This is a genomic window from Halomonas sp. C10-5, assembly GCF_057169305.1.
Genome location: NZ_CP175665.1, coordinates 193,960 through 216,602, shown reverse-complemented (window position 1 = coordinate 216,602; position 22,643 = coordinate 193,960). Strand labels below are relative to the sequence as shown.

17 protein-coding genes are annotated in these 22,643 nt (G+C 64.9%); 1 reads left to right on the top strand and 16 read right to left on the bottom strand.

Going from position 1 to position 22,643, the window contains the following annotated elements:
* Positions 1 to 7 precede the first annotated feature (7 nt).
* The 4 genes from glyA to ACJ7IV_RS01005 all read right to left on the bottom strand — a co-directional run bounded on the left by glyA (position 8) and on the right by ACJ7IV_RS01005 (position 5,821).
* Positions 8 to 1,309, bottom strand: a complete 1,302-nt coding sequence (gene glyA, locus ACJ7IV_RS01020) for a serine hydroxymethyltransferase (protein ID WP_232911821.1) — start codon at positions 1,307 to 1,309, stop codon at positions 8 to 10.
* 113 nt (positions 1,310 to 1,422) lie between these two features.
* Entirely contained in the window at positions 1,423 to 2,937 is a 1,515-nt protein-coding gene (gene nhaC / locus ACJ7IV_RS01015) for a Na+/H+ antiporter NhaC (protein WP_232911822.1), read from the bottom strand.
* Positions 2,938 to 3,139: 202 nt separating this feature from the next.
* Complete coding sequence (locus ACJ7IV_RS01010) at positions 3,140 to 4,183, bottom strand: GlxA family transcriptional regulator (RefSeq protein WP_483865401.1); 1,044 nt, start codon at positions 4,181 to 4,183, stop codon at positions 3,140 to 3,142.
* Positions 4,184 to 4,363: 180 nt separating this feature from the next.
* Positions 4,364 to 5,821: a sodium:solute symporter family protein gene (locus ACJ7IV_RS01005; protein WP_483865400.1), complete on the bottom strand. Its 1,458-nt coding sequence runs from the start codon at positions 5,819 to 5,821 to the stop codon at positions 4,364 to 4,366.
* Between the two features lie 268 nt (positions 5,822 to 6,089).
* Here ACJ7IV_RS01005 and ACJ7IV_RS01000 point away from each other — a divergent pair, with 268 nt between their 5' ends.
* Complete coding sequence (locus ACJ7IV_RS01000) at positions 6,090 to 6,953, top strand: LysR family transcriptional regulator (protein ID WP_232911827.1); 864 nt, start codon at positions 6,090 to 6,092, stop codon at positions 6,951 to 6,953.
* Between the two features lie 117 nt (positions 6,954 to 7,070).
* On the opposite strand, the gene ACJ7IV_RS00995 is transcribed toward ACJ7IV_RS01000, so the two are convergent.
* The 12 genes from ACJ7IV_RS00995 to ACJ7IV_RS00940 form a co-directional block, all read right to left on the bottom strand.
* Complete coding sequence (locus ACJ7IV_RS00995) at positions 7,071 to 8,759, bottom strand: BCCT family transporter (protein WP_483865399.1); 1,689 nt, start codon at positions 8,757 to 8,759, stop codon at positions 7,071 to 7,073.
* An 83-nt stretch (positions 8,760 to 8,842) separates the two neighbouring features.
* Positions 8,843 to 9,601: a creatininase gene (locus ACJ7IV_RS00990; RefSeq protein WP_483865398.1), complete on the bottom strand. Its 759-nt coding sequence runs from the start codon at positions 9,599 to 9,601 to the stop codon at positions 8,843 to 8,845.
* A 66-nt stretch (positions 9,602 to 9,667) separates the two neighbouring features.
* Positions 9,668 to 10,876, bottom strand: coding sequence for a M24 family metallopeptidase (locus ACJ7IV_RS00985; protein ID WP_483865397.1), 1,209 nt, complete (start codon positions 10,874 to 10,876; stop codon positions 9,668 to 9,670).
* 342 nt (positions 10,877 to 11,218) lie between these two features.
* On the bottom strand, positions 11,219 to 12,217 hold the full coding sequence (gene moaA, locus ACJ7IV_RS00980; RefSeq protein ID WP_483865396.1) for a GTP 3',8-cyclase MoaA: 999 nt from the start codon (positions 12,215 to 12,217) through the stop codon (positions 11,219 to 11,221).
* A gap of 43 nt (positions 12,218 to 12,260) precedes the next feature.
* Positions 12,261 to 13,004, bottom strand: coding sequence for a Crp/Fnr family transcriptional regulator (locus ACJ7IV_RS00975; RefSeq protein WP_483865395.1), 744 nt, complete (start codon positions 13,002 to 13,004; stop codon positions 12,261 to 12,263).
* Positions 12,964 to 14,214, bottom strand: a complete 1,251-nt coding sequence (locus ACJ7IV_RS00970; RefSeq protein ID WP_483865394.1) for a molybdopterin molybdotransferase MoeA — start codon at positions 14,212 to 14,214, stop codon at positions 12,964 to 12,966. Before ACJ7IV_RS00970 ends, ACJ7IV_RS00975 begins: the two co-directional genes overlap by 41 nt.
* A complete protein-coding gene (gene moaB / locus ACJ7IV_RS00965) occupies positions 14,211 to 14,816 on the bottom strand; it encodes a molybdenum cofactor biosynthesis protein B (protein WP_483865393.1) in 606 nt (201 codons plus the stop codon). The genes ACJ7IV_RS00970 and moaB overlap by 4 nt, the downstream gene beginning before the upstream one ends.
* Before the next feature lie 104 nt (positions 14,817 to 14,920).
* On the bottom strand, positions 14,921 to 15,745 hold the full coding sequence (locus ACJ7IV_RS00960; RefSeq protein ID WP_213311229.1) for a peptidylprolyl isomerase: 825 nt from the start codon (positions 15,743 to 15,745) through the stop codon (positions 14,921 to 14,923).
* Positions 15,746 to 15,765: 20 nt separating this feature from the next.
* Positions 15,766 to 16,443 (bottom strand): respiratory nitrate reductase subunit gamma, encoded by a 678-nt coding sequence (narI, locus tag ACJ7IV_RS00955; RefSeq protein ID WP_483865392.1) that lies wholly within the window; start codon positions 16,441 to 16,443, stop codon positions 15,766 to 15,768.
* Between the two features lie 13 nt (positions 16,444 to 16,456).
* The gene (gene narJ / locus ACJ7IV_RS00950) at positions 16,457 to 17,227 is read right to left on the bottom strand and encodes a nitrate reductase molybdenum cofactor assembly chaperone (RefSeq protein ID WP_232911835.1); all 771 of its coding nucleotides are present in this window, start codon (positions 17,225 to 17,227) and stop codon (positions 16,457 to 16,459) included.
* Entirely contained in the window at positions 17,220 to 18,779 is a 1,560-nt protein-coding gene (gene narH / locus ACJ7IV_RS00945; RefSeq protein WP_483865391.1) for a nitrate reductase subunit beta, read from the bottom strand. Before narH ends, narJ begins: the two co-directional genes overlap by 8 nt.
* The gene (locus ACJ7IV_RS00940) at positions 18,776 to 22,543 is read right to left on the bottom strand and encodes a nitrate reductase subunit alpha (RefSeq protein ID WP_483865390.1); all 3,768 of its coding nucleotides are present in this window, start codon (positions 22,541 to 22,543) and stop codon (positions 18,776 to 18,778) included. The genes narH and ACJ7IV_RS00940 overlap by 4 nt, the downstream gene beginning before the upstream one ends.
* Positions 22,544 to 22,643: the final 100 nt, after the last annotated feature.

The window sequence follows — 22,643 nt, the reverse complement described above, 5'->3', positions numbered from 1 at the left end:
TACGGGTTCAGGCGGTAGCGGTTTCGCGTACCGCAGCCGGGGCGGCATCGCCGTAGACCGGATGGCGCTCGCAGAGGGCGGCGACCTTCTCGCGCACCTCGGCCTCCACGGCGTCGGTATTGCCCTGCTCGGCCAGCACATCGAGGATGTCGCAGATCCAGCCCGCCAGGTCGCCGCACTCGCTCTCGTCGAAGCCGCGGGTGGTGACCGCCGGGGTGCCGATACGCAACCCAGAGGTGACGAAGGGGCTCTGCGGGTCGTTGGGCACGGCGTTCTTGTTGACGGTGATATGGGCGCGGCCGAGTGCTGCATCTGCGTCCTTGCCGGTGACTCCCTGCTTGATCAGCGAGACCAGGAAGAGATGGTCGTCGGTGCCGCCGGAGACGACGTCATAGCCACGCTCCAGGAAGACATCGGCCATGGCGCGGGCGTTGTCGATGACACACCGCTGGTACTGCACGAACTCCTGGCTCATGGCCTCCTTGAAGGCCACCGCCTTGGCGGCGATGACATGCATCAGCGGGCCGCCCTGCTGACCGGGGAAGACCGCGCCGTTGAGCTTCTTGTAGAGATCGGCATCGCCGGTGGCGGAGAGGATCAGGCCGCCGCGCGGGCCACGCAGGGTCTTGTGGGTGGTGGTGGTGACCACATGGGCGTGGGGCAGCGGGCTCGGGTAGTGGCCGGCGGCGACCAGGCCTGCCACGTGGGCCATGTCGACCATCAGCCAGGCGCCTACCTCGTCGGCGATGGTGCGGAAACGACGCCAGTCGACGACGCGGGCATAGGCGGAGAAGCCGGCGATGATCATCTTCGGCTTGTGGCTCTTCGCCAGACGCTCGACCTCGGCGTAGTCGATCTCGCCGGTCTCCGGGTTCAGGCCGTACTGCACGGCGTGGTAGTGCTTGCCGGAGAAGTTCGGCGCCGCCCCATGGGTCAGGTGGCCACCGTGGGCCAGGCTCATGCCCAGCACGGTATCGCCGGGCTTGACCAGGGCCATGAAGGCCGCGGCGTTGGCCTGGGCGCCGGAGTGGGGCTGGACGTTGGCGTAGTCGGCACCGAACAGGTCGCAGGCGCGGTCGATGGCCAGTTGCTCCACCACGTCGACGTGTTCGCAGCCGCCGTAGTAGCGCTTGCCCGGGTAGCCTTCGGCATACTTGTTGGTGAGCTGGGTGCCCTGAGCCTCCATCACCGCACGGCTGGCGTAGTTCTCGGAGGCGATCAGCTCGACGTGGGCCTCCTGGCGGGCCACCTCGTCGGCGATGGCGGCGGCGACCTGGGAATCGTAGCTGGTGAGAGAGGCGTGATTCATGAGTTTCTCCTGTTGTTGTCGCTCATTGTTCGTTTTTCAAAACCCCATGACCGGAATCTATCGGTACGCCTGTCATGGGGAAAATTTGAAATCCCAATGTCCGGATAAGGCGCTCAGTTGACCCGGTAAATGTCCGCGTTGAAGCGCTCGCTCTGCTTGCCCCAGGAGTCGAACTCCATGACCTCTTCCCCTTGCTCGGCCCAGGACTGCTTTTCCTTGTCACTCGCCAGGGGCGAGAACCATCCGGTCCATCCATAGAGGATGCCGATCAGGGGGGAGAGCCAGCAGGCGAAGGCCAGGGGGATGTAGAGAAGGTCAACAGGGTTTCCGCTATAGACACCGAGCCCCAGCGAGGTGATGACCACGGCGCCGCCGGCATTCCACGGCACCAGCGGGGAGACCAGAGTGCCGCCCTCCTCGGTGGCACGGGACAGGTTGAGCATCGAGTAGCCCATGCCACGATAGGCCGGCCCGAACATGCGCCCCGTCAACGCGATGGAGAGGTAGGGGTCACCGGCGACCACGTTGGTCACCATGGAACTGCCGATCGCCGAGGTCTGCAGGCCACCGAAGCTCCTGATGCGCTTGACGACCGCATCGAGGATCGCCCGCATGGACCCCGTGCTTTCCAGGACGCCACCGAAGGAGAGGGCGATCAGCAGCAGGGTAATTACCCAGGTCATGGACTGGATGCCGCCGCGATTGAGCAGCCCGTCGATCTCTGCCACCCCTGTCGCGATCTCGTAACCGGAGAAGGCGTAGGCGAAGAGGTGCTTCACCTCGGCCCCCTGGAAGCCCATGGCCGCCAGGCCACCCAGGATGACGCCGGCAAACAGCACCGGAATCGCCGGCAAGCGCATCACGGCCATGCCGATGACCAGCACGACCGGCAGCACCGTCCACCAGGAGAGCATGAAGTGTTCGGACAAGCCGTTGTTGATGGAAGCGATCCGGGCGAGGGAAGCCGACTCGTCGCCCACCAGGTTGAAGCCGGCCAGCAGGTAGATCACCAGGGCGATCAGCATGGCGGGCAGGGTGGTGGGGGCCAGGTTGCGAATGTGATCGAAGAGATTCACTCCGGTGACCGCTGGCGCCAGATTGGTGGTATCCGACAGCGGGGAGACCTTGTCGCCGAAGAAGGCGCCCGAGACCACGGCGCCGGCTGTCCAGTAGACCGGGATGTCGAACCCGGCGCCGATCCCCATCAGGGCCAGGCCCACCGTGCCGACGGTCCCCCAGGAGGTGCCGAGTGACACGGACACGACGGCACACAGCAGGGCCGCCGCCGCCAGGAAGAACTGGGGGCTGATCAGTTCGAGGCCGAAGTAGATCAGCGAGGGTACTGTGCCGCTGGCGATCCACACGCCGGTCAGCATGCCGACCAGGATCAGGATACCGATGGCCGGCAGGCCTACGCTGACCACATGCAGCATGCCCTCCTCCATGTCCTTCCAGGAGGTGCCGTTCAAGCGCCCGACCAGGGCGGCAAACCCGATGCCCAGTACCAGAGGGACGTGTGGGGTAAATGTATCAAACACGAACAGCTGGATACCCAGCACGATAAAAGTCAAAAGAATGGGCAGCAGGGCCCATTGCAGCCCGATGCGGGGCTTGGTTGTGTCCATCATCTCGCCTTCTCCGGATGGTTATTCTTGTCGGCGGCTCGCAGCAGGCATCACGACGGCCGCCACCGCTAGCCATTAATAGCCAATGGAGGCGAGATATAATTGAACGTATGCGACATGATCCAAGAACGAAGTCACCGAAACGGCATCGAATCGGTGCTTCAAGGAGCCGAATTACCCTTTAGTCGTACAGATATGGCGGGCATCAGGCGTCGCTGATATGCAGGAAGAAGGGGTCGACCGGATCGCTTCCCGGCGAAGCGGCTCGCTTGCGCATTTCCGACGGCGTGGCACCGAAGGTGCTGCGGAAGTGGCGCGAGAAGTGGGCAGTATCGGCGAAACCGCAGCGTTCGCCGATCTCGGTGATGCTCTTGCCGGTGTAGTGAAGCAGCCAGAGGCCATAGCGCAGGCGCAGCTCCCTGGCGAACTTCTGGGGACCGACGCCCAGGGTCGCTCGGAAGCGGCGCTCCAGGTGGCGACGCGAAGTGCCGACCCGCTCGGCCAGCACCTCCATTGGTATCGCCTCCCCCAGGTGCTGCTCGAGCACGGTGATGGCACGCCGCACCAGGCGGTCCTCGATCTTTCCGAACACCACCGGCTGGGGCTGTGGGTGGGTTCCCGCCCGCGCCTCATCGAGGAGCATGATGTTGACGCTCTTCATGGCCCAGGCCTTGCCGAGGTGGCGCTCGACCAGGTACGCCGCCAGGTCGGCCGCTGCCGCGCCGCCGGCACAGGTGAGGCGATCCCCATCATCGATGAACAGCCGATCGGCCACCGGCTCGATGGCCGGGAAACGCTGGGCCATGTCGCGATGGTGGTACCAGCTAACGCAGCAGCGCCTCCCCTTCATCACCCCGGCCTGGATCAGGGCGAACACGCCCGTGCACAGTCCAACCAGCGTCACCCCGGCCTCGGCCGCCTGGCGCAGGTAGGCCAGGGCCGCGGTGTCACGCGGGTCACCCTCGTGCTGGACGCCTCCGACGACCACCAGATAGTCGAACTCGGCGGGATCCCGGAACCGCTCGCAGGGAGAGATGGCGGCACCGCTGCTGGAAAGCACCGACTCGCCGGCGCTGCTCATGAAGGTCCAGTGGCAGCGCACCTGACGGCTACGATCCCCCTCATCGGCCGCCAGGCGCAGGCAGTCGACGAAGGCGGCGAAGGGGAGCAGCGTGAAGCGGTGCAACAGCACGAAACCGACCGAGAGGGGCTCTTCGGTCCGACACACGCTCCTGGTGACATCGGTCATCTTGGCGGGAAAGATCTCAGGTCCAGTTGACGACTAGCCTATCTCGGCAGCTGCCACAGCACCATCGGTGCTTGTCCAGCCTGGCATGGAAGCTCTGACCTACCACCCGAAAACGCCACACCCGCAGTCTCCTGCGGGCGTGGCCTTCATAGCGTGGTCTTCATCGATGAGGCCTGGCCTTCATCGACGAGTAAGCCGTGGTTGGTAATGGCGCCGCCGCGTCACCAGCGATACACCCACGTAGCAGATCGAGGACACCACGCAGCCGGTCAGCGGCCCGATCAGCCAGCCCACATCGGCGAACAGCATCATGTAGCCACTGGTGAGGAAGCCCACCAGCATCGCGGTGAGCGCCCCCCAGCCACTGCCCTGCCAGAAGGTGGAGATGAACACCGGCCCGATCATGCTGGCCAGCAGGGTGCCTGAGCCCAGGATACCCAGCCAGGAGAGCATGAAGGGCGGGGCATAGAGCATCATCAGCAGGGCGACCACGCCCAGCACCACCACGGCCGTGCGGTTGATCATGAGTGCAGCGCGCTCACCTGCAACGGGGCCGAACAGCGACAGCCGCAGGTCATGGGAGGTCGCCGAGGCCACCGTGTGCAGCAGCGAGTTGGCCGTGGACTTCATGGCGAAGATGATGAACAGCGTGATCACTCCCTGAATAGCCGGGTGCATGAACTGCTCCAGATAGACCGGCATCGCCATGTCGGGGTCGGCCAGGTCCGGCACCTGCATCCGCACGTAGAGGCCGACGATGGGGATCAGGCTCAGCAGCGCCCCCAGGATCGCCACATAGACCCCCACCTTGTGCAGCTTGACGTCGGGTTTCATGGCCAGGAAACGGATCGCCATGTAGGGCAGTACCGCGGCGAACAGGAAGGCATAGGGCAGCACCAGGAAGACGGTGCCGATGGAGTCACCGTAGTGGGCCCCGGTGGTGGGATTGAGAAGCTCAGGGTCGATGGCGTTGAGGGAGGTCTCCCAGGTTCCGAGGTCCACCGAGGTAAATATCTGGATCATGATGATCACGGCCGCAAGTGCCATGCCGCAGACCATCACCGTATCGGTCCAGGCCACCGCGGCGAGGCCGCCCAGCATGGTATAGATGATGATTACCGATACCATCAGGAAGGCGCTCTGGTTGAGCTCGATGCCCAGCCAGCTGGCACCCAGGAGACCCACGGCCTTGATCTGACTGGTCAGGAAGACCAGCAGCAGCAGGATGGTGATGAACCCCGCCACCCCCTGCAGCACCCGCCCCATGGCACCGCCGCCATGGCTCTGGGCGATATACTCGGGAATGGTGTTGCTGCCCATCTCGATTGCCCGGCGCTGCAGGAATCGCGCAAAGTAGAGCACCGCGATCATCATTGCCGGGGCGAAGAAGAAGTTGCCCAGCACCTCGATGGCACCGAACTGGTAGGTGACGCCGGGTGACCCCATGAAGCCCCAGCCGCTGAAACCGGTGGCGACGATGGTACCGGCCGCGACGAAGGCACCCAACGAACGCCCCGCGACCAGAAATCCCCCTTCGTCGCTCTTGTTCATGTATTTCGAGGAGAGAAAGCCGAGGTAGATCAGCAGGCCGAAGGTGAGGATCAATAGCCCCCAGTTGAACATCTTGTAGGCATCCATGGTCACCTCCTCACCTGCTGAGCTGCCGACTTCCTCTTCAGCTCCCTGCGGAGATAGGCGGCCCCGGAGTGAATTAACATATAGCATGTCAATATAAGAAAAGTGGTCAATACCCAGGAATTCATCTGCTTAGCCTCTTGTTTTTGACTTGCCATAAAGGAGGGACTGGATCGTTGTTTTTAAGCCAGCAATACCAAGGTATTTCAGATAAAGTAGAGCGCCAATTTGTAAAGCTTATGTCCCGATCAAACAATGAAATGGCCCTGCAATGACCAATATTCCCACTGACCTGTTGAGGACCTTCGTCACCATCAAGGACCTGGGCGGCTTTACCAGCGCAGGCGAACTGCTGGGCCGGTCTCAGCCGGCCATCAGCCTGCAGGTCAAGAAGCTGGAAGAGATCCTCGACACCAAGATCTTCCTCAGGGGCTCCAGCCTGGAGCTGACCGAGGATGGCGAATATCTCTACCGTGCCGCCAGGCAGATGCTGGAGATCAATGACCAGATCATCGCCAAGGTAAGGGGCGACAACATTTCGGGAAAGGTACGTCTCGGCATCCCCAACGACTTCGAGCTGGCGTTCCTGGCCAAGGCGCTGAGAAACCTGTCGCGGGTCTACCCCAATATCATCGTCGAGGTGGATTGCGAGATCAGCAAGGTGATACTCCAGCGCTACCAGAAGGGACATTACGACATCGCTCTGGCCATGGAGCGGGCCAAGGCGAGCGAGGACAGAGACGCGCGGGACTACCGACTGGAGAGCCTCGAGTGGGTCTTCAAGGAGGGCTATCAGGCCAGCTGCGACGACGAACCGATTCCCCTGATCGCCTACCCCCAGGGGTGTGTCTATCGCTCGATCATGGAGGAGGCACTGCAGGCCCAGCAGCACCCCTATCGCTTCATGTACACCAGCACCAGCCTGCTCGGCATCTTCTCCGCCGTGGAAGAGGGGCTCGGCATCACCGCGATGGCACGCTCCGTCATACCGGACCATCTCCGGCATGCCGAAAGCACGGCGGCCCTGCCGGCCCTGGAGCGCGTCTGCATCGGCCTCTACTACAAGGAAGCCGAGCTCAACATCGCCTCGCGCCACGTGCTGGACTTCCTGAGATCCGGGATCGCCAACCTGTAAGCGGCGACCGGCGCAACGCAAGCAGGCCTGCCGGTCAGGGTGATGACCGGCAGGCCTGCTGTCTTCAGGAAGCTCGCCGCCTCGAGCGTGCCCCCTGACGCGTGAGGGGCAAGGCCGTCAGGTGCCCGAAGCGCTGGGCTTCAGGTTGTCGCCGGAGACTGCCTGTACTTCCCCTTCGCCGTTGACCTCGAGTTTCACATTGGGGTCGGGATCATTGACCACCTTCTCGAGTTCCCTGGTCGCCTGGTCGCGATTGAGCAGGCGGCGAATGGTGTTGATGATCATCAGCAGGATCACGATGGAGAATGGGAAGGCGCCGATGATGGTGCCGGTCTGGACCGTATCGACCACTCCGCTGCCACCGAGGGTCAGCAGCACCGTGGCCACGGCGCCGATGCTGAGCACCAGCACTACGCGGAACCAGGCACCCGCCCGCTTGGGCGCCGAGACGAAGTCCGCCAGGGCGTAGGTACCGGCGTCCAGGGAGGTCACGTAGTAGGTCGCCACCAGCACCGTCGCCACCACCAGCAGCAGGCTGCCCACCACCGGGATGGATTCCAGCATGGCGAAGAGGCCGCTGGCGACATCCGCATTCACCGCATCGGTGATGCCGCGTCCGCTCTTGTCGTCGTAGTAGATGGCCGCGGAGCCCAGCACGCCGATCCACAGCATCACGATCAGGGAGGGGATCACGGTGACGCCGATGACGAACTCGCGCAGCGTACGCCCCCGGGAGATACGGGCGATGAAGCCGGCCACGAAGGGCGAGAAGGCGATCACCCAGCACCAGATGAACACCGTCCACCAACCGTTCCAGCTCTGCTGCCATGAGGCCAGCGGCTCGGCGGTGCTCGGTGCATCCGTCCAGAAGCTCATGGGCACGAAGTTGGCGAAGTAGGAGCCGAAGGTCTGGGTGACATTGGAGATGATGAACAGCGTGGGGCCGAAGATGAAGGCGGCCACCACCAGCACGACGCTGAGGATGGAGTTCGTCTCGCTGATCAGGCGCATCCCCTTGCTGATGCCGAAGAACGCCGAGATCGCGGCGGCGGTACCCAGGCCCACGATGACGAACAGCCAGATGGTCGGCCCGGAGGTCACGCCGGTGAATGACGTCAGGCCCGCGGTAAACTGCATGGCGGCGAAGGCGAAGGAGGTGGAGAGGCCCAGGATAGTCGCCATGATCGCCAGCAGTTCCACCACCACGCCGGCTCCGCCCCGCGCCCAGCGCGGCAGCAGGTCCACCGTCGCCTCGCGGAAGGTCAGGGTCTTGCCAAGGTTGTGGTGCGAATAGGCGAGACAGACCGCGACGACGCAGTACATGGCCCAGGCGGTGAAGCCCCAGTGGAAATAGGCCCAGACGATGCCACCGCCCGCCACGTTGCCTTCCATCGCCTGGAAGACCGGACTCTCGTCACGCAGCATGATCGGTTCGGCCACCGACCAGAAGATCAGGCCGATGCCCTGGCCACAGGCGAAGAGCATGGAGTACCAGGCGAAGTTGCTGTATTCGGGTTTCGCCTTGGGGCCACCCAGCTTGACCCGGTTACCCACCTTGCTGAATACCAGCCAGCCGCACACCGCCACGGCGAACAGCGAGTAGAGGATGAATAGCCAGGTGAAGCCACCCGTGACATAGGTGCGCAGGTCGAAGATGACCGAGGCGACGCCATCGGGGTTGCGCAGCACCATCACGATCAGCGCGATGATGGCGATGGGCGGGGCAAACTGGATGACCAGTCGCCCGACGGGGGGCAGGTCTCGCCCCGTGAATCGCGGGACCGCGACCGGTTCTTTCTTAGGCATCTTTCTACCTCGCTATTGTTGTACTTGGCATCGTCCTTGATATCTCGGGCCCCGAGGGTCTCTCGAGGGGCCTGACCAGTGATTCAGTTCAAGTGCGATACGATTCCCGAGATGCACTCTTCAAGGATCAGCTCCCCCTTTTCGGCCGTTGCCTTCAGCGGCGATGAGAGGGTGCCGGAGGGCGCCACCCAGCTCGGGTCAGGAGGAAAGACGTCGTAGGGAGGGAAGCTGGCCGGTTCCACGTCGACGGCCTTGGACATGTCGACGAGTTCGGGATGAATCTTCAGCATGATCGAGGTTTCCAGCACCCCGCCATGTTCCACGGCCCAGCCGGTGAAGCCATCCGGGAATACCTTGGCAACGGTCTCGTCGCTGATGAAGTCCCAGTAGGAGAGCAGGTAGATCCTGATCGAGATTCCCTCCGCCCGGCACTTGTTGACCAGCCTGTCGGCTGCCTCGCAGAGGTGCATGGAGTTCTCGAAGTGGCCGTTGATCAGGATGAATTCACGGTTGCCGTGATTCACATAGGCCTGCAGCACATCGAAGACGTAGTTTTCCAGCGAGGCGCCCGAGACACAGGTCGTCCCCGGGAAGAAGTTGCCGCCGCCGGACTTAACCTGTGACTTGTAGCCGTAGCTGATGGGGGGTGCGACCAGCATGTTGTCGCCGCGAGACGCCACCTGCTCGCCGATATGGCTGGGGATCAGCACATCGGGATTGAGCGACATGTGTGGGCCATGCTGCTCGATGGCACCCAACGGCAGGATGATCCGGCACTGCCCATTTTCAGTCAGGGCCTTGTAGGTCATCCAGTCCAGGTTCTCTATCTTGACACTGTTCATCTCGTTGCTCCCGGCACGCTATCGTCAAGAAAGGGGGAGCCAAGCTCCCCCTTTGTATTCAACATCTTACTTGATGATATTGTGCTCCGGGCCATACGGGAAGCCGGTGATGTTCTCGGCCCCGTGCTCGTTGACCACCAGGATGTCGTGCTCGCGATAGCCGCCGGCACCCGGCTGGCCTTCCGGCACCATGATCATCGGCTCCATGGAGACGACCATGTTGGGCTCGAGCACGGTCTCGATGTCCTCGCGCAGCTCCAGACCCGCCTCGCGGCCGTAGTAGTGGCTCAGGGTGCCGAAGGAGTGGCCGTAGCCGAAGGTGCGGTACTTGAGCAGGTCATGCTTGGCGAAGATCTCGTTGAGCTCGTGGGCGATGTCGCAGCAGCGCACGCCGGGCTTGATCAGCTCCTGGCCACGGCGGTGGACCTCGCAGTTCACTTCCCACAGGCGCAGGTGCTCATCGGAGGCGTGACCGAGGAACAGGGTACGCTCCAGAGCGGTGTAGTAGCCGGAGATCATCGGGAAGGTGTTGAGGCTGAGGATATCGCCGGGCTGCACGCGGCGGCTGGTCACCGGGTTGTGGGCACCGTCGGTGTTGATACCGGACTGGAACCACACCCAGGTGTCCATCAGTTCGCTGTTGGGGTAGGTCTTGGCGATCTCGCGCACCATGGCGGCCTGACCGGCCAGCGACACCTCGTACTCCGGCACGCCGGCGTAGATCGCATCGCGCACGGCCACACCACCCACGTCGGCGATGCGTGCGCCCTGGCGGATCAGCGCGATCTCCTCGTCGGACTTGATCATGCGCATCTTCATGGTGGGCGCGCCGGCATCGACCAGTTCCACGTCGCCCAGCACATCGACCAGCTTCTGCTTGTTCTGCAGCGTCATGTGGTCGAACTCGACCGCGACGCGGCGCTTGCCTTCGCACAGCTGCTTGACGGCCTTGAAGAAGTTGTCCTTCTGCCAGTCGGTGTAGACGATGTTGTCGCCCAGGCGGTTGCGGCGGAAGGGCTGGCCGCCGTCGATGTTGGCGGTCACCGTGGTGAAGCGATCCTGGGTCACCACCAGGCCGTAGTCGCGGCCGAACTTGCAGTAGACGAAGTCACTGAAGTAGTTGATGTTGTGGTAGGAGGTCAGCACCACCGCATCGACATCGTTCTGTGCCATGTAGTCGCGCAGGCGCGCCAGGCGGCCCCGCATCTCGGCGTCGGAGAAGGTCGGGACGACCTTGTCGCCGTTGGGAATCTCGATCAGTGACGGCAGTTGCATGTTGTTGTCTCCTCTGGGTCCGTGGGATCGACTCACCAGCCGGGGCGTCCGCGGCCCTGTCGGTGTCGGCCGCTCTCCCCTTCACTTGTCAGTGTTGTGTCGACTGCTGGTGATTCGAATATGGCCAGAGGCACCCCGCGGGACCAATGACTAGTGCAAATGCATGCATTGGTGCGGGTAATACGCCGTGATTTCAGGGAGTTGCCTGGGCTGAGAGAGAGGTTTCAGTACTGCCGGGCGAATCGTTGTCGTGCCTGTTCGAGAGGGGGTGACCGAAATATTGGTGGAGTTTCTCGCTGGAGCGGTCGGCGAACAGGGCCATAGCGTGCCGCTCGCTGTCCCTCAGCCCCCGGTCATGTTCATGAAACGCACCACCTGGACATCACCGTCGGTGGAGAAGTGATGCCGTTCGGGCTTCTTCGTCATGGCGGCCACGATAGCCGCCTTGAGCCGTTCACTGTCGCCGGGATGGCGGCGCAGCACGGCACGCAGGTCCACCGAGTGTTCGTTGCCCAGGCACAGCAGCAGGCGCCCCTCGGCCGTGACACGCACACGGTTGCAGGCGTCGCAGAAGTTGTGGGTATGCGGCGAGATGAAGCCGACCCGGCTCTCGGAGTCCGCCATGCGGTAGTAGCGCGAGGGGCCGAGGGTGCTCTCGGTGGTAGGCACCAGCGGATGACGCGCCTCGATGATGGCGCGTACCTCATCGCTGGAACAGAAGGTGGTGGCACGGTCGTGGCCGATCGCCTCGCCCAGCGGCATCTCCTCGATGAAGCTGATATCCACCCCCTCGGCGCGGGCGAACTCCACCAGATCAAGGACCTCGTCGTCGTTGCGCCCCTTGAGGATCACGGCATTGAGCTTGATGTGCTCGAAACCGGCCTGGCGAGCGGCGCGGATGCCGTCGATCACCTTCGCCAGGTCACCGGTACGGGTCAGCGCGCGAAAGCGTACCGGGTCCAGGGTGTCGAGGCTGATATTGAGGCGTCTCAGGCCGCCCTGGCGCAGGGCGCGGGCATGCTTGACCAGGCCGGCGCCATTGGTGGTCATGGCGAAGTCGCGAATGCCCGGCAAGGCGCCAACCTCGGTGACCAGAGTCTCGATGCCGCGCCTGACCAGCGGCTCGCCACCGGTGAGGCGGATCTTCTCCACCCCCAGCTCGATGAAGGCGCGGCAGAGAGTCGCCATCTCCTCCAGGGTCAGCACCTGGGCACGGGGCAGGAAGGTCATCTCCTCGGCCATGCAGTAGACGCAGCGGAAATCGCAGCGGTCGGTGACCGAGAGGCGCAGGTAGCGGATGGTGCGGCCGAAGCCGTCGACCAGGGCGGGAGCGGCGGACATAGGGGCTTCCTTTGGAGGAACGGCGGCAGCTGCCGCCGTTCCGTCACTCGTCGGTCATCATCAGGTCGCGCATCTTCTGCTCGTCGAGCACCACCAGCCGCTGGCGATCGATGTTGATGGCGCCGTTGTCACGCAGCTTGGCCAGCAGCCGCGAGAGGGTCTCCGGCGTCATGGCCAGCTGGGCGGCCAGCCAGCGCTTGGGAATGGTCAGGCGCACCACCCGGGGCTCCTTGCCACGCCCCGACGGCAGCTGGCGCAGCACATAGCTGACCAGCCGCGACATGGCGTCGCCCTGGGTAAGCAGCGCCAGGTCCTCGAGGCGATCGGTGAGTTCCAGCGCCAGGCGGCTCATGAACTCGGCGCGGCACTCGGGGTGGCGATCCATGGCCTCGCGGCAGCGCTCGGCGGGAATCGACAGCACATGGGTGCGGCGCAGCGCCTCGGAGGAGTAGAGGTAGATGCCCTCCCGGGACACCATGCTCAGCTCGCCCAGGGTGCCGCCACGCTCCACGCAGCGGATGGTGGCCAGGCGTCCGTCCCCGGCACTGCGTACCAGGCGCACCGCACCGCTGATCACAATATGCAGCCACTCGGCGGGGGTATCCTGGCGGAACAGCCATTCACGGCTGGCCAGGGTCCGCGGCTCGCAGTCCTCGAGCAGCGCCTCGATCTCCTCGTCGGAGAGCGCACCCAGCCACGGCACGCCGCGCACCAGGTCACGCAGCTGGCGCGGCTTGAACAGCAGGTCAGCGGCCGAACTGGGCGGCTGGGCAGTATCCATAGGCATGTTGTTCCTCCACATCGGTGTCGGCGTCGACCAGCAGGTAGCCATGGGCCTGGCTGGCGGCACTCAGCATATGCGATCCCTGGCCGCCGGCCAGGCGAGCCACCGGCGTACCGGCGCTCCAGTCGAGCACGACCCGCAATAGTTCACGGCGTCCGCGCGGCCCGCGCCGCGAGAAGCCGGCCTTGACCGGAAAGCGCTGCAGTGCCGGCGGCGTCATCCCCTGGCGGCCTTGCACCAGGGGCAGGGCGAGGAACTGCCAGCCCACCAGCGAAGCCACCGGATTGCCCGGCAGGGCGATCAACGGTGTTCCGGCGGCGAGCGACTCGCCCAGGAAGCCAAGGGCGAAGGGCTTGCCGGGCTTGATGCCCACGCCATGGAAGGCGATGCCACCCAGCCGTTCGATGGCGGGGCGTACGTGGTCCTCCTCCCCCACCGATACACCGCCGCTACAGACTACCAGATCGGCCTCGTCGCGGGCCCGGTCCAGGGCCTGATGCAGGTCAAGGGGATCGTCAAGAATCACGCCCAGGTCGATGAGCTCCACGCCCGGGTGGGCCATCAGCGCCTTGAGCATCGCCCGGTTGCTGTCGAAGACCTGTCCCGGCACACGGCGCTCACCCGGCTCGATCAGCTCGTCGCCGGTGGAGAATAGGGCAATCTTCACGCGGCGCCTCACCGTCACCTCGGCGATGCCGTGGCTGGCCAGCAGGGCAATGGCGGCGGCCTCCAGGCGGGTACCCGAGGGCAGCAGCGGCGTGCCGGCGCGGCTCTCCTCGCCCCGGCGGCGGATATTGGCCCCCTCGGCGAGCTCCCCCTCGACGTGCACCCGGCCCTCGGCATCCAGACGCACCTTTTCCTGGGGCACCACGGCGTCGGCGCCGATGGGCACCGGGGCGCCGGTGAAGATACGCGCACAGCCGCCTTTGGGCAGGTGCATCACCCCGGCACCGGCCGGCACCCGTTGCACCACTGGCAGACCCACGGGGCAAAGCTCGGCCAGGCGCAGGGCATAGCCGTCCATGGCGCTGTTGTCGACGCCGGGCAGGTCCAGGGCCGCGGCAACATCATCGGCCAACACCCGCCCCTCGGCGTCACCCAGCGCCACCCGCTCGCGCCCTTCCACCGGACGGGCGGCGGCGATCATGCGTTCACGGGCATCGAACAGGTCGAGCAGACCGGAAGTGACCACCTCCGCGCAGCCACAGTTCATGCATCGACCTCCTCGTCGCTTTCCGTCTCCATCAGCGCCTCGCTGGTCGACGGCTCCTGCTGGCGGCTGACACAACCCGCACTCTGGGGCAGCACCATGGCCACGAAGTTGCAGGGCCGGGTACGCGCATCGAGCTGCTCGGCGAGGATGCCATCCCAGGCGGTGGCACAGGCCTTGGGTGAGCCGGGCATGGCAAAGACCAGGGTACGGTCGATCAGCCCGGCCACCGCCCGGGACTGCACGGTGGAGGTGCCGATGCTCTGGAACGACAGGTGGCGGAACAGCTCGCCGTAGCCGTCGATGGCCTTGTCGAACAGCGGCGCCAGCGCTTCCGGGGTGGTATCTCGGAGGGTGAAGCCGGTGCCGCCGTTGACCAGCACCACCTGGATGTCGTCGCGCACGACCCACTTCGAGACCACCGCACGGATGCGGTAGACGTCGTCGGGGACGATGCGCCGCTCGACTAGGGCATGGCCGACCTCGGTGAGGCGCGCGGAGAGCAGGTCGCCGCTGCCGTCCTCGTCGAAGCCACGGGTGTCGGAGACGGTCAGCACGGCGATGCCCAGCGGGGCGAAGGGAGTATTGGCGTGAACGTGAGCCATGGGGTCCTCCTCACCGCCCACCGGCGGGCGAGCGGTGCATGAATGGCGAGGAAAGGAAAGGGCGAGAACACCGAAAAGGGGGCCAGGCGCCCCCCTTCATCCGGCTACTGCATCAGGGCGCTGCCACTTTCGTCGTCGAGACTGATCCCCTCGACGCCGATCTCGGCCTGCAGCGCCATCAGGTAGTGGCGCAGGGCACGGCGCGTGGACTGCTCGCGCAGGCTGTGACGCACATGCTCGGCGACCTGCTCGTAGGGACGCTCGCGACCCTCGACACGCTGGTCGATGCTGACCACATGCCAGCCGTAGCGCGAGGCGAGCGGCCGGTCGTGGAGCCCCTCGGGCAGGTGCTGCAGAGCACCATCGAGTTCGGCCACGGTCTGCCCCGGCGCCAGCCAGCCCAGCTCACCGCCCTCCTCCTTCGAGGGACAGGCGGAGTGACGCTGGGCGAACTCGGTAAAGCGCTCGGGGTGTTCGCCCAGCTGCTTGATGAGCTTCTCGCCCAGGCGATAGCCGGCATCCCGGGCCTCGGCGTCGTCCGGCGCCGCGGCCAGCAGGATATGGCGCACCTGCAACTGCGTGGGTTCACTGAAGCGCTCGGCGTGGGTGGCATGGAAGCGCCGACAGTCCTCCTCGGAGGGCTCGGGCACGTCCAGCTCCTGTTCCAGCAGGGCGGCGATGGCGGCATCGTTCTCGTCGAGATCCGTGCCGTCGGCATCGGCCAGGCCCAGGGCAACGGCGCGCTGGTGCAGCAGCTCGCGCACCACCAGGGCACGGGCGGCCTTGAGCTGGGCGGTGCCGGCGCTGTCCGCCGGGTGGTACTGCATCTCCTGGGCGATGTCGGCCTCCGCGATGGTGGCCTCGCCGACCCGGATGGGCGGGGGCGTGGTAGCCCCCCCCGGGATCATCTCGATATCGATCTTTTGCATGCTTTTTCCTCGAAACCGTTTCAGCCCCGCTTGCGAACCAGCTGGTAGCGACGGGTCACGTAGCCGAAGGGCACGCTCCAGACGTGAACCAGGCGGGTGAAGGGGAAGACCAGGATGATGGTCAGGCCCACCAGGATATGCAGCTTGTAGATCAAGCCAACGCCCTCGAGGTAGGTAGCCGCACCTCCCTGGAAGAAGACGATGGACTGTGCCCAGTGGGCGAGCTGGATCATCACGCCGCCGTCCAGGTGACCCAGGGCGGGGATGATGGTCAGCAGACCCAGCGAGACCTGTACCACCAGCAGCACGATGATGAAGGTGTCCATCGGGCTCGAGGAGGCGCGCACCCGCGGGTTGGTGATGCGGCGATGGGCCAGCATCACGCCACCCACCAGGCACATCACCCCGGCGATGCCGCCGATCAGGATGGCGATCACCTGCTTGGTGCCGGCACTCATGAAGGGCGAATAGACCCAGTGCGGGGTCAGCAGGCCCACCAGGTGGCCGAAGAAGATCACGATGATGCCGACATGGAACAGGTTGCTGGCCCGACGCATGTTCTTCGAGGTCAGCATCTGGCTCGAGCCGGTCTTCCAGGTGTACTGGCCGTGGTCGAAGCGCAGCAGGCTACCGATCAGGAAGACGGTACCGGCCAGGTAGGGGTAGAGCCCGAACAGCAGGGTGTTGAAGTAGTTCATGACGGGTCTCCGTTCAGTGTTTCCGGGCGGGGGCGGCGGGGTCGAGGACCCGCACCGCTTCGCTCTGGGTAACGTTCTTGCGCTCGGCCAGTCGCCGTCCCTCGGCGGACTGCAGGGCGCAATCCTGGTCGGAATCGGCGGTAAAGCGCACCGCCTCCTCTTCCCACACCTCGTCCAGGGCCTCCGGCGTGTAGTCGGGCGCCTCCTCCTTCGCCGTCTGGCGATGCGCGGCGACATCCTCCTCCGCGCCGATCAGTGCCAGCAGTGCCAGGGGCACCAGGGCGTGATCGGCCTCGCGCTCCTCGAGCCGGGCGGTGAGAAGCGCCAGGATATGACGGATCTCGCCCAGCCAGCGACCGATCTCGGCCTCGGAGCGGGTGGAGAGGTACTCCAGGAACAGCGGCAGGTAGTCCGGCAGTTCATGGGCGTCGAGTTCGAAACCCGCGGCGCTGTACTCGGCCATCAGGTCGACCATGGCCTGGCCGCGGTCGCGGGACTCGCCGTGCACGTGTTCGAACAGCAGCAGCGAAGTGTTGCGGCCACGATCGAACAGCGCCACGTACTCCGCCTGCAGCTCCATGATGTCGGCCTCCATCATGCGCTGGCACCAGTCCATCAGGGCGGTGCGTCGCGCCGCCGACAGGCGGCGCTCGGCATTCAGGATCTCGATCATCTCGGGGGCGGCGGCCTGGAGCTCCTCGCTGGGGTAGTCCAGCAGCCGTGCCAGCACGCGCAGGCTCAGCATGCCACCGACGGGTTCCAGCTGTTGTGCTGCGTCAGCCATGACGGGCCTCCTCGCTCTGCGCCTGCGGGTCGAAGGTCACCGGCTGGACCAGGGTCGCATTGTTCTTGCGACCGCCGAACAGGCTCTCGCTGCTATCGCCGTGGCAGCCATCGCCGAAGCTGAAGCCGCAGCCACCGCGCTCCGGGAAGGCCTCGGTGGCCATCTCGCGGTGGCTGGTGGGGATCACGAACCGATCCTCGTAGTTGGCGATGGCCAGGTAGCGGTACATGTCCTCCACCTGCTGCTCGGTGAGTCCGACGCTCTCCAGCACCTCGGCGTTGGCCTGGCCTTCCACATGCTTGCCGCGCATGTAGAGGCGCATGGCCATCAGCCGCTTGAGCGCCAGCACCACGGGCTCCTCCTCACCGGCGGTGAGCATGTTGGCCAGGTACTTGACCGGGATGCGCAGCGACTCGATCTTGGGCATCACACCATCGAACTCGACCTTGCCGGCCTCGGCGGCGGACTGGATCGGCGACAGCGGCGGCACGTACCAGACCATCGGCAGGGTGCGGTACTCGGGGTGCAGCGGCAGCGCCAGGCCCCAGTCCATGGCCAGCTTGTAGACCGGCGAAGCCTGGGCGGCGGCGATCACGTTGTCGGTGATGCCATCCTTCTTGGCTTGGGCGATGACCTCGGGGTCATTAGGATCCAGGAAGATCTCGCACTGGCGATGGTAGAGGTCACGCACGTCCGGGGAGCTGGCCACTTCCTCGATGCGGTCGGCATCGTAGAGCAGCACGCCGAGATAGCGGATGCGGCCCACGCAGGTCTCGGAGCAGACGGTCGGCTGGCCGGCCTCGATGCGCGGGTAGCAGAAGATGCACTTCTCGGACTTCCCGGTCTTCCAGTTGTAGTAGATCTTCTTGTAGGGGCAGCCGGAGATGCACATCCGCCAGCCGCGGCACTTGTCCTGGTCGATCAGGACGATGCCGTCCTCCTCGCGCTTGTAGATCGCCCCGGAGGGGCAGCTCGCCACGCAGGTCGGGTTGAGGCAGTGCTCGCACAGCCGCGGCAGGTACATCATGAAGGTGTTCTCGAACTGGCCGTAGATATCGGCCTGCACCTTCTCGAAGTTCATGTCCTTGCGACGCTTGGCGAACTCGGTGCCGAGGATCTCCTCCCAGTTCGGGCCCCACTCGATCTTGTTCATGCGCTGGCCGGAGATCAGCGAGCGCGGACGCGCGGTGGGCTGGTGCTCACCCTGCTTGGCGGTATGCAGGTGCTCGTAGTCGAAGGTGAACGGCTCGTAGTAGTCGTCGATCTCCGGCAGGTCGGGGTTGGCGAAGATGTTCGCCAGCACCCGCCACTTGCCGCCGATGCGCGGCTCGATCTTGCCGTCCTTGCGACGCATCCAGCCGCCCTTCCACTTGCCCTGGTTCTCCCACTCCTTGGGATAGCCGATGCCGGGCTTGGTCTCGACGTTGTTGAACCAGGCGTACTCGACGCCCTCGCGGCTGGTCCAGACATTCTTGCAGGTCACCGAGCAGGTGTGGCAGCCGATGCACTTGTCTAGGTTGAGGACCATGCCTACCTGGGAACGAATCTTCATTTCACGGCCTCCTGCTCGTAGTCGTTGCCTTCGCCATCCAGCCAGTCGATCTTCTTCATCTTGCGTACGATGACGAACTCATCGCGGTTGGAGCCGACGGTGCCGTAGTAGTTGAAGCTGTAGGACAGCTGCGCGTAGCCACCGATCATGTGGGTCGGCTTGGGACACACGCGAGTCACCGAGTTGTGGATACCGCCGCGGGTACCGGTCATCTCGGAGCCCGGCATGTTCAGGATGCGCTCCTGGGCGTGATACATCATCGCCATGCCGTTCTTGACCCGCTGGCTGACCACCGCACGGGCCGCAATGGCGCCGTTGGCGTTGTAGAGCTCGATCCAGTCGTTGTCCTCGACGCCGATGGACTTGGCATCGTCCTCGGACATCCACACTATCGGACCACCCCGCGACAGGGTCTGCATCAGCAGGTTGTCGCTGTAGGTGGAGTGGATGCCCCACTTCTGGTGCGGAGTGATCCAGTTCAGGGCGATCTCCGGGTTGCCGTTGCCCTTGGGCTCGGCCACGCTCACCGCCGCCTTGGTGTCGATGGGCGGACGGTAGACCAGCAGGCTCTCGCCGAAGGCGCGCATCCAGGGGTGATCCTGATAGAACTGCTGGCGACCGCTGACGGTGCGCCACGGGATCAGCTCATGGACGTTGGTGTAGCCGGCGTTGTAGGAGACGTGCTCGTCCTCGAGGCCGGACCAGGTCGGGCTGGAGATGATCTTGCGCGGCTGGGCGACGATGTCGCGGAAGCGGATCTTCTCCTCTTCCTTGGGATGCGCCAGGTGGGTATGGTCCCGCCCGGTGATCTTGGAGAGCGCGTCCCACGCCTTCACCGCCACCTGGCCGTTGGTCTCCGGCGCCAGGGTCAGGATCATCTCGGCGGCGTCCACGGCGCTGTCGAGACGCGGACGACCCTTGTGCGGTCCCTCGGTCTTGCGGTGGTTGAGCTTGCCGAGCAGGTCCACTTCGGACTCGGTCTTCCAGCTGATGCCCTTGCCGCCGTTGCCGATGGTCTCGAGCAGCGGGCCGATGGAGGTGAAGCGCTCGTAGGTCTCGGGGTAGTTGCGCTTGACCTCGATCAGCGCCGGCATGGTCTTGCCGGGGATCGGTTCGCACTCACCCTTCTTCCAGTCCTTGACCTCAACCTGGGCCAGTTCGGCCGGGGAGTCGTGCTGGTGCGGCAGGGTGACCAGGTCGGTCTCCTCGCCCAGGTGTCCCTCGGAGGCCTCGGAGAAGGACTTGGCGATGCCCTTGAAGATCTCCCAGTCGCTGCGCGACTCCCACGCCGGGTCGGTGGCCGCGGTCAGCGGGTGGATGAAGGGGTGCATGTCGGACGTGTTGAGGTCGTCCTTCTCGTACCAGGTCGCCGTGGGCAGCACGACATCCGAGTAGAGGCAGGTGGTGGACATGCGGAAGTCCAGGGTCACCAGCAGGTCGACCTTGCCCTCCGGGGCGTCGTCATGCCACTTGACCTCTTCCGGCTTCTGGCCACCGAAGTCACCCAGGTCCTTGCCCTGGATGCCGTGGCGGGTGCCCAGCAGGTACTTGAGCATGTACTCGTGGCCCTTGCCGGAGCTGCCCAGCAGGTTGGAGCGCCAGATGAACATGTTGCGCGGGAAGTTCTGGGGGTTGTCCGGATCTTCCGCGGCGAAGGCGAGCTTGCCCTCCTTGAGCTGCTGCACGGCGTAGTCCTGGGTGGACATGCCGGCATCCTTGGCCGCACCGGCCAGGCGCAGCGGGTTGGTACCCAGCTGAGGAGCGGAGGGCAGCCAGCCCATGCGCTCGGCGCGCACGTTGAAGTCGATCAGGCTGCCGGGGTAGTCCTCGGCCTTGGCCAGCGGCGAGAGGATCTCCTTGATCTCCAGCTTCTCGTAGCGCCACTGGGAGGAGTGGTTGTAGAAGAAGGAGGTGCCGTTCATGTGGCGCGGCGGACGCTGCCAGTCGAGGCCGAAGGCCAGCGGGGTCCAGCCGGTCTGCGGGCGCAGCTTCTCCTGGCCGACGTAGTGGGCCCAGCCGCCGCCGCTCTGACCGATACAGCCGCACATGACCAGCATGTTGATCAGGCCGCGGTAGTTCATGTCCATGTGGTACCAGTGGTTCATGCCGGCACCGACGATGATCATGCTGCGACCCTGGGTCTTGTCGGCGTTCTCGGCGAACTCACGGGCGATGCGGGTGGCCTGCTCGGCGGGCACACCGGTGATCTTCTCCTGCCAGGCCGGCGTGTAGGGCTTGACCTGGTCGAAGGAAGTGGCGCCGTCATCCTCACCGAAGCCACGATCGATACCGTAGTTGGCACACATCAGGTCGAAGACGGTAACCGCCAGAGCCTCGCTGCCGTCGGCCTTCTTCAGGCGCTTGACGGGCAGGCTGTGGAACAGCAGCTCGTCGCTGGCCCCACCGCTCTTGACGTGGTCGAAGTGCTCGTGGGCGATGCCGCCGAAGTAGGGGAAGGCGACCTTGGCGACCTCGTCATGCTTGTCGGCCAGGGTCAGCAGCGGCTTGATCTCGGTGCCTTCGGCATCCAGCGGCTCGAGGTTCCACTTGCCCACCTCGTCGCCGGTCTCGCCCCAGCGGAAACCGATGGAGCCTCGCGGCACCACCAGCTGGTCGCGGGTCTCGTCCCACGCCACGGTCTTCCACTCGGGATTGTTGCCCTGGCCCAGGCTCGCCTCGAAGTCGCTGGCGCGCATCTGGCGACCCGGCGCATAGCTGCCGTCCTCGCGAGCTTCCAGCTCGACCAGGAACGGCATGTCGCTGTAGCGCCGCACGTAGTCGGTGAAGTAGCTGCTGGGATTGTCGAGGTGGAACTCCTTGAGGATCACATGTCCCATGGCCATGGCCAGGGCGGCATCGGTGCCCTGCTTGGCGGAGAGCCACTCGTCGGTGAGCTTGGAGACCTCGGCATAGTCCGGGGTGACCGAGACGGTCTTGGTGCCCTTGTAGCGCACCTCGGTGAAGAAGTGGGCATCCGGAGTACGCGTCTGGGGCACGTTGGAACCCCAAGCGATGATGTAGCCGGAGTTGTACCAGTCGGCGGACTCGGGCACGTCGGTCTGCTCACCCCAGGTCTGGGGGCTGGCCGGCGGCAGGTCGCAGTACCAGTCGTAGAACGACAGGCAGACGCCACCGATCAGCGACAGGTAGCGCGCACCGGAGGCGTAGCTGACCATAGACATGGCGGGGATCGGCGAGAAGCCGATGACACGGTCCGGGCCGTACTCCTTGGTGGTATAGACGTTGGAGGCGCCAATCAGCTGGTTGAGTTCGTTCCAGTCGGCGCGCACGAAGCCGCCCATGCCGCGGGCACGCTTGTACTGCTTGGCCTTGGCCGGGTCCTCGACGATGGAGGCCCACGCCTCGACCGGGTCCTTCTTCTCGCTCAGTGCCTCACGCCACAGCTTGAGCAGCGGCTTGCGGATCAACGGGTACTTGAGGCGGTTGGCACTGTACATGTACCAGGAGTAGCTGGCGCCGCGCGGGCAGCCACGGGGCTCGTGGTTGGGCAGGTCGGGCCGGGTGCGCGGGTAGTCGGTCTGCTGGGTCTCCCAGGTAACCAGGCCGTTCTTGACATAGATCTTCCAACTGCACGAACCGGTGCAGTTCACCCCGTGGGTGGAGCGCACGATCTTGTCGTGCTGCCAGCGCTGCCGGTAGCCGTTCTCCCAGCCGCGAGACTCGTCGCGAAGCTCGCCGTGGTCGTTGGCGAAGGGCTCGCGGGCCTTGCGGAAGAAGTTCAGCCGATCGATGAAGTGACTCATGGTCGCTCTCCAGGCTCCTGAAAAGATGCGTGGCCCCGCCGGGCCACCCGGTCAGCCTTGGTCGAGTGCGCTCCAGCGCGGACCAGGGCCAGTGACTTGC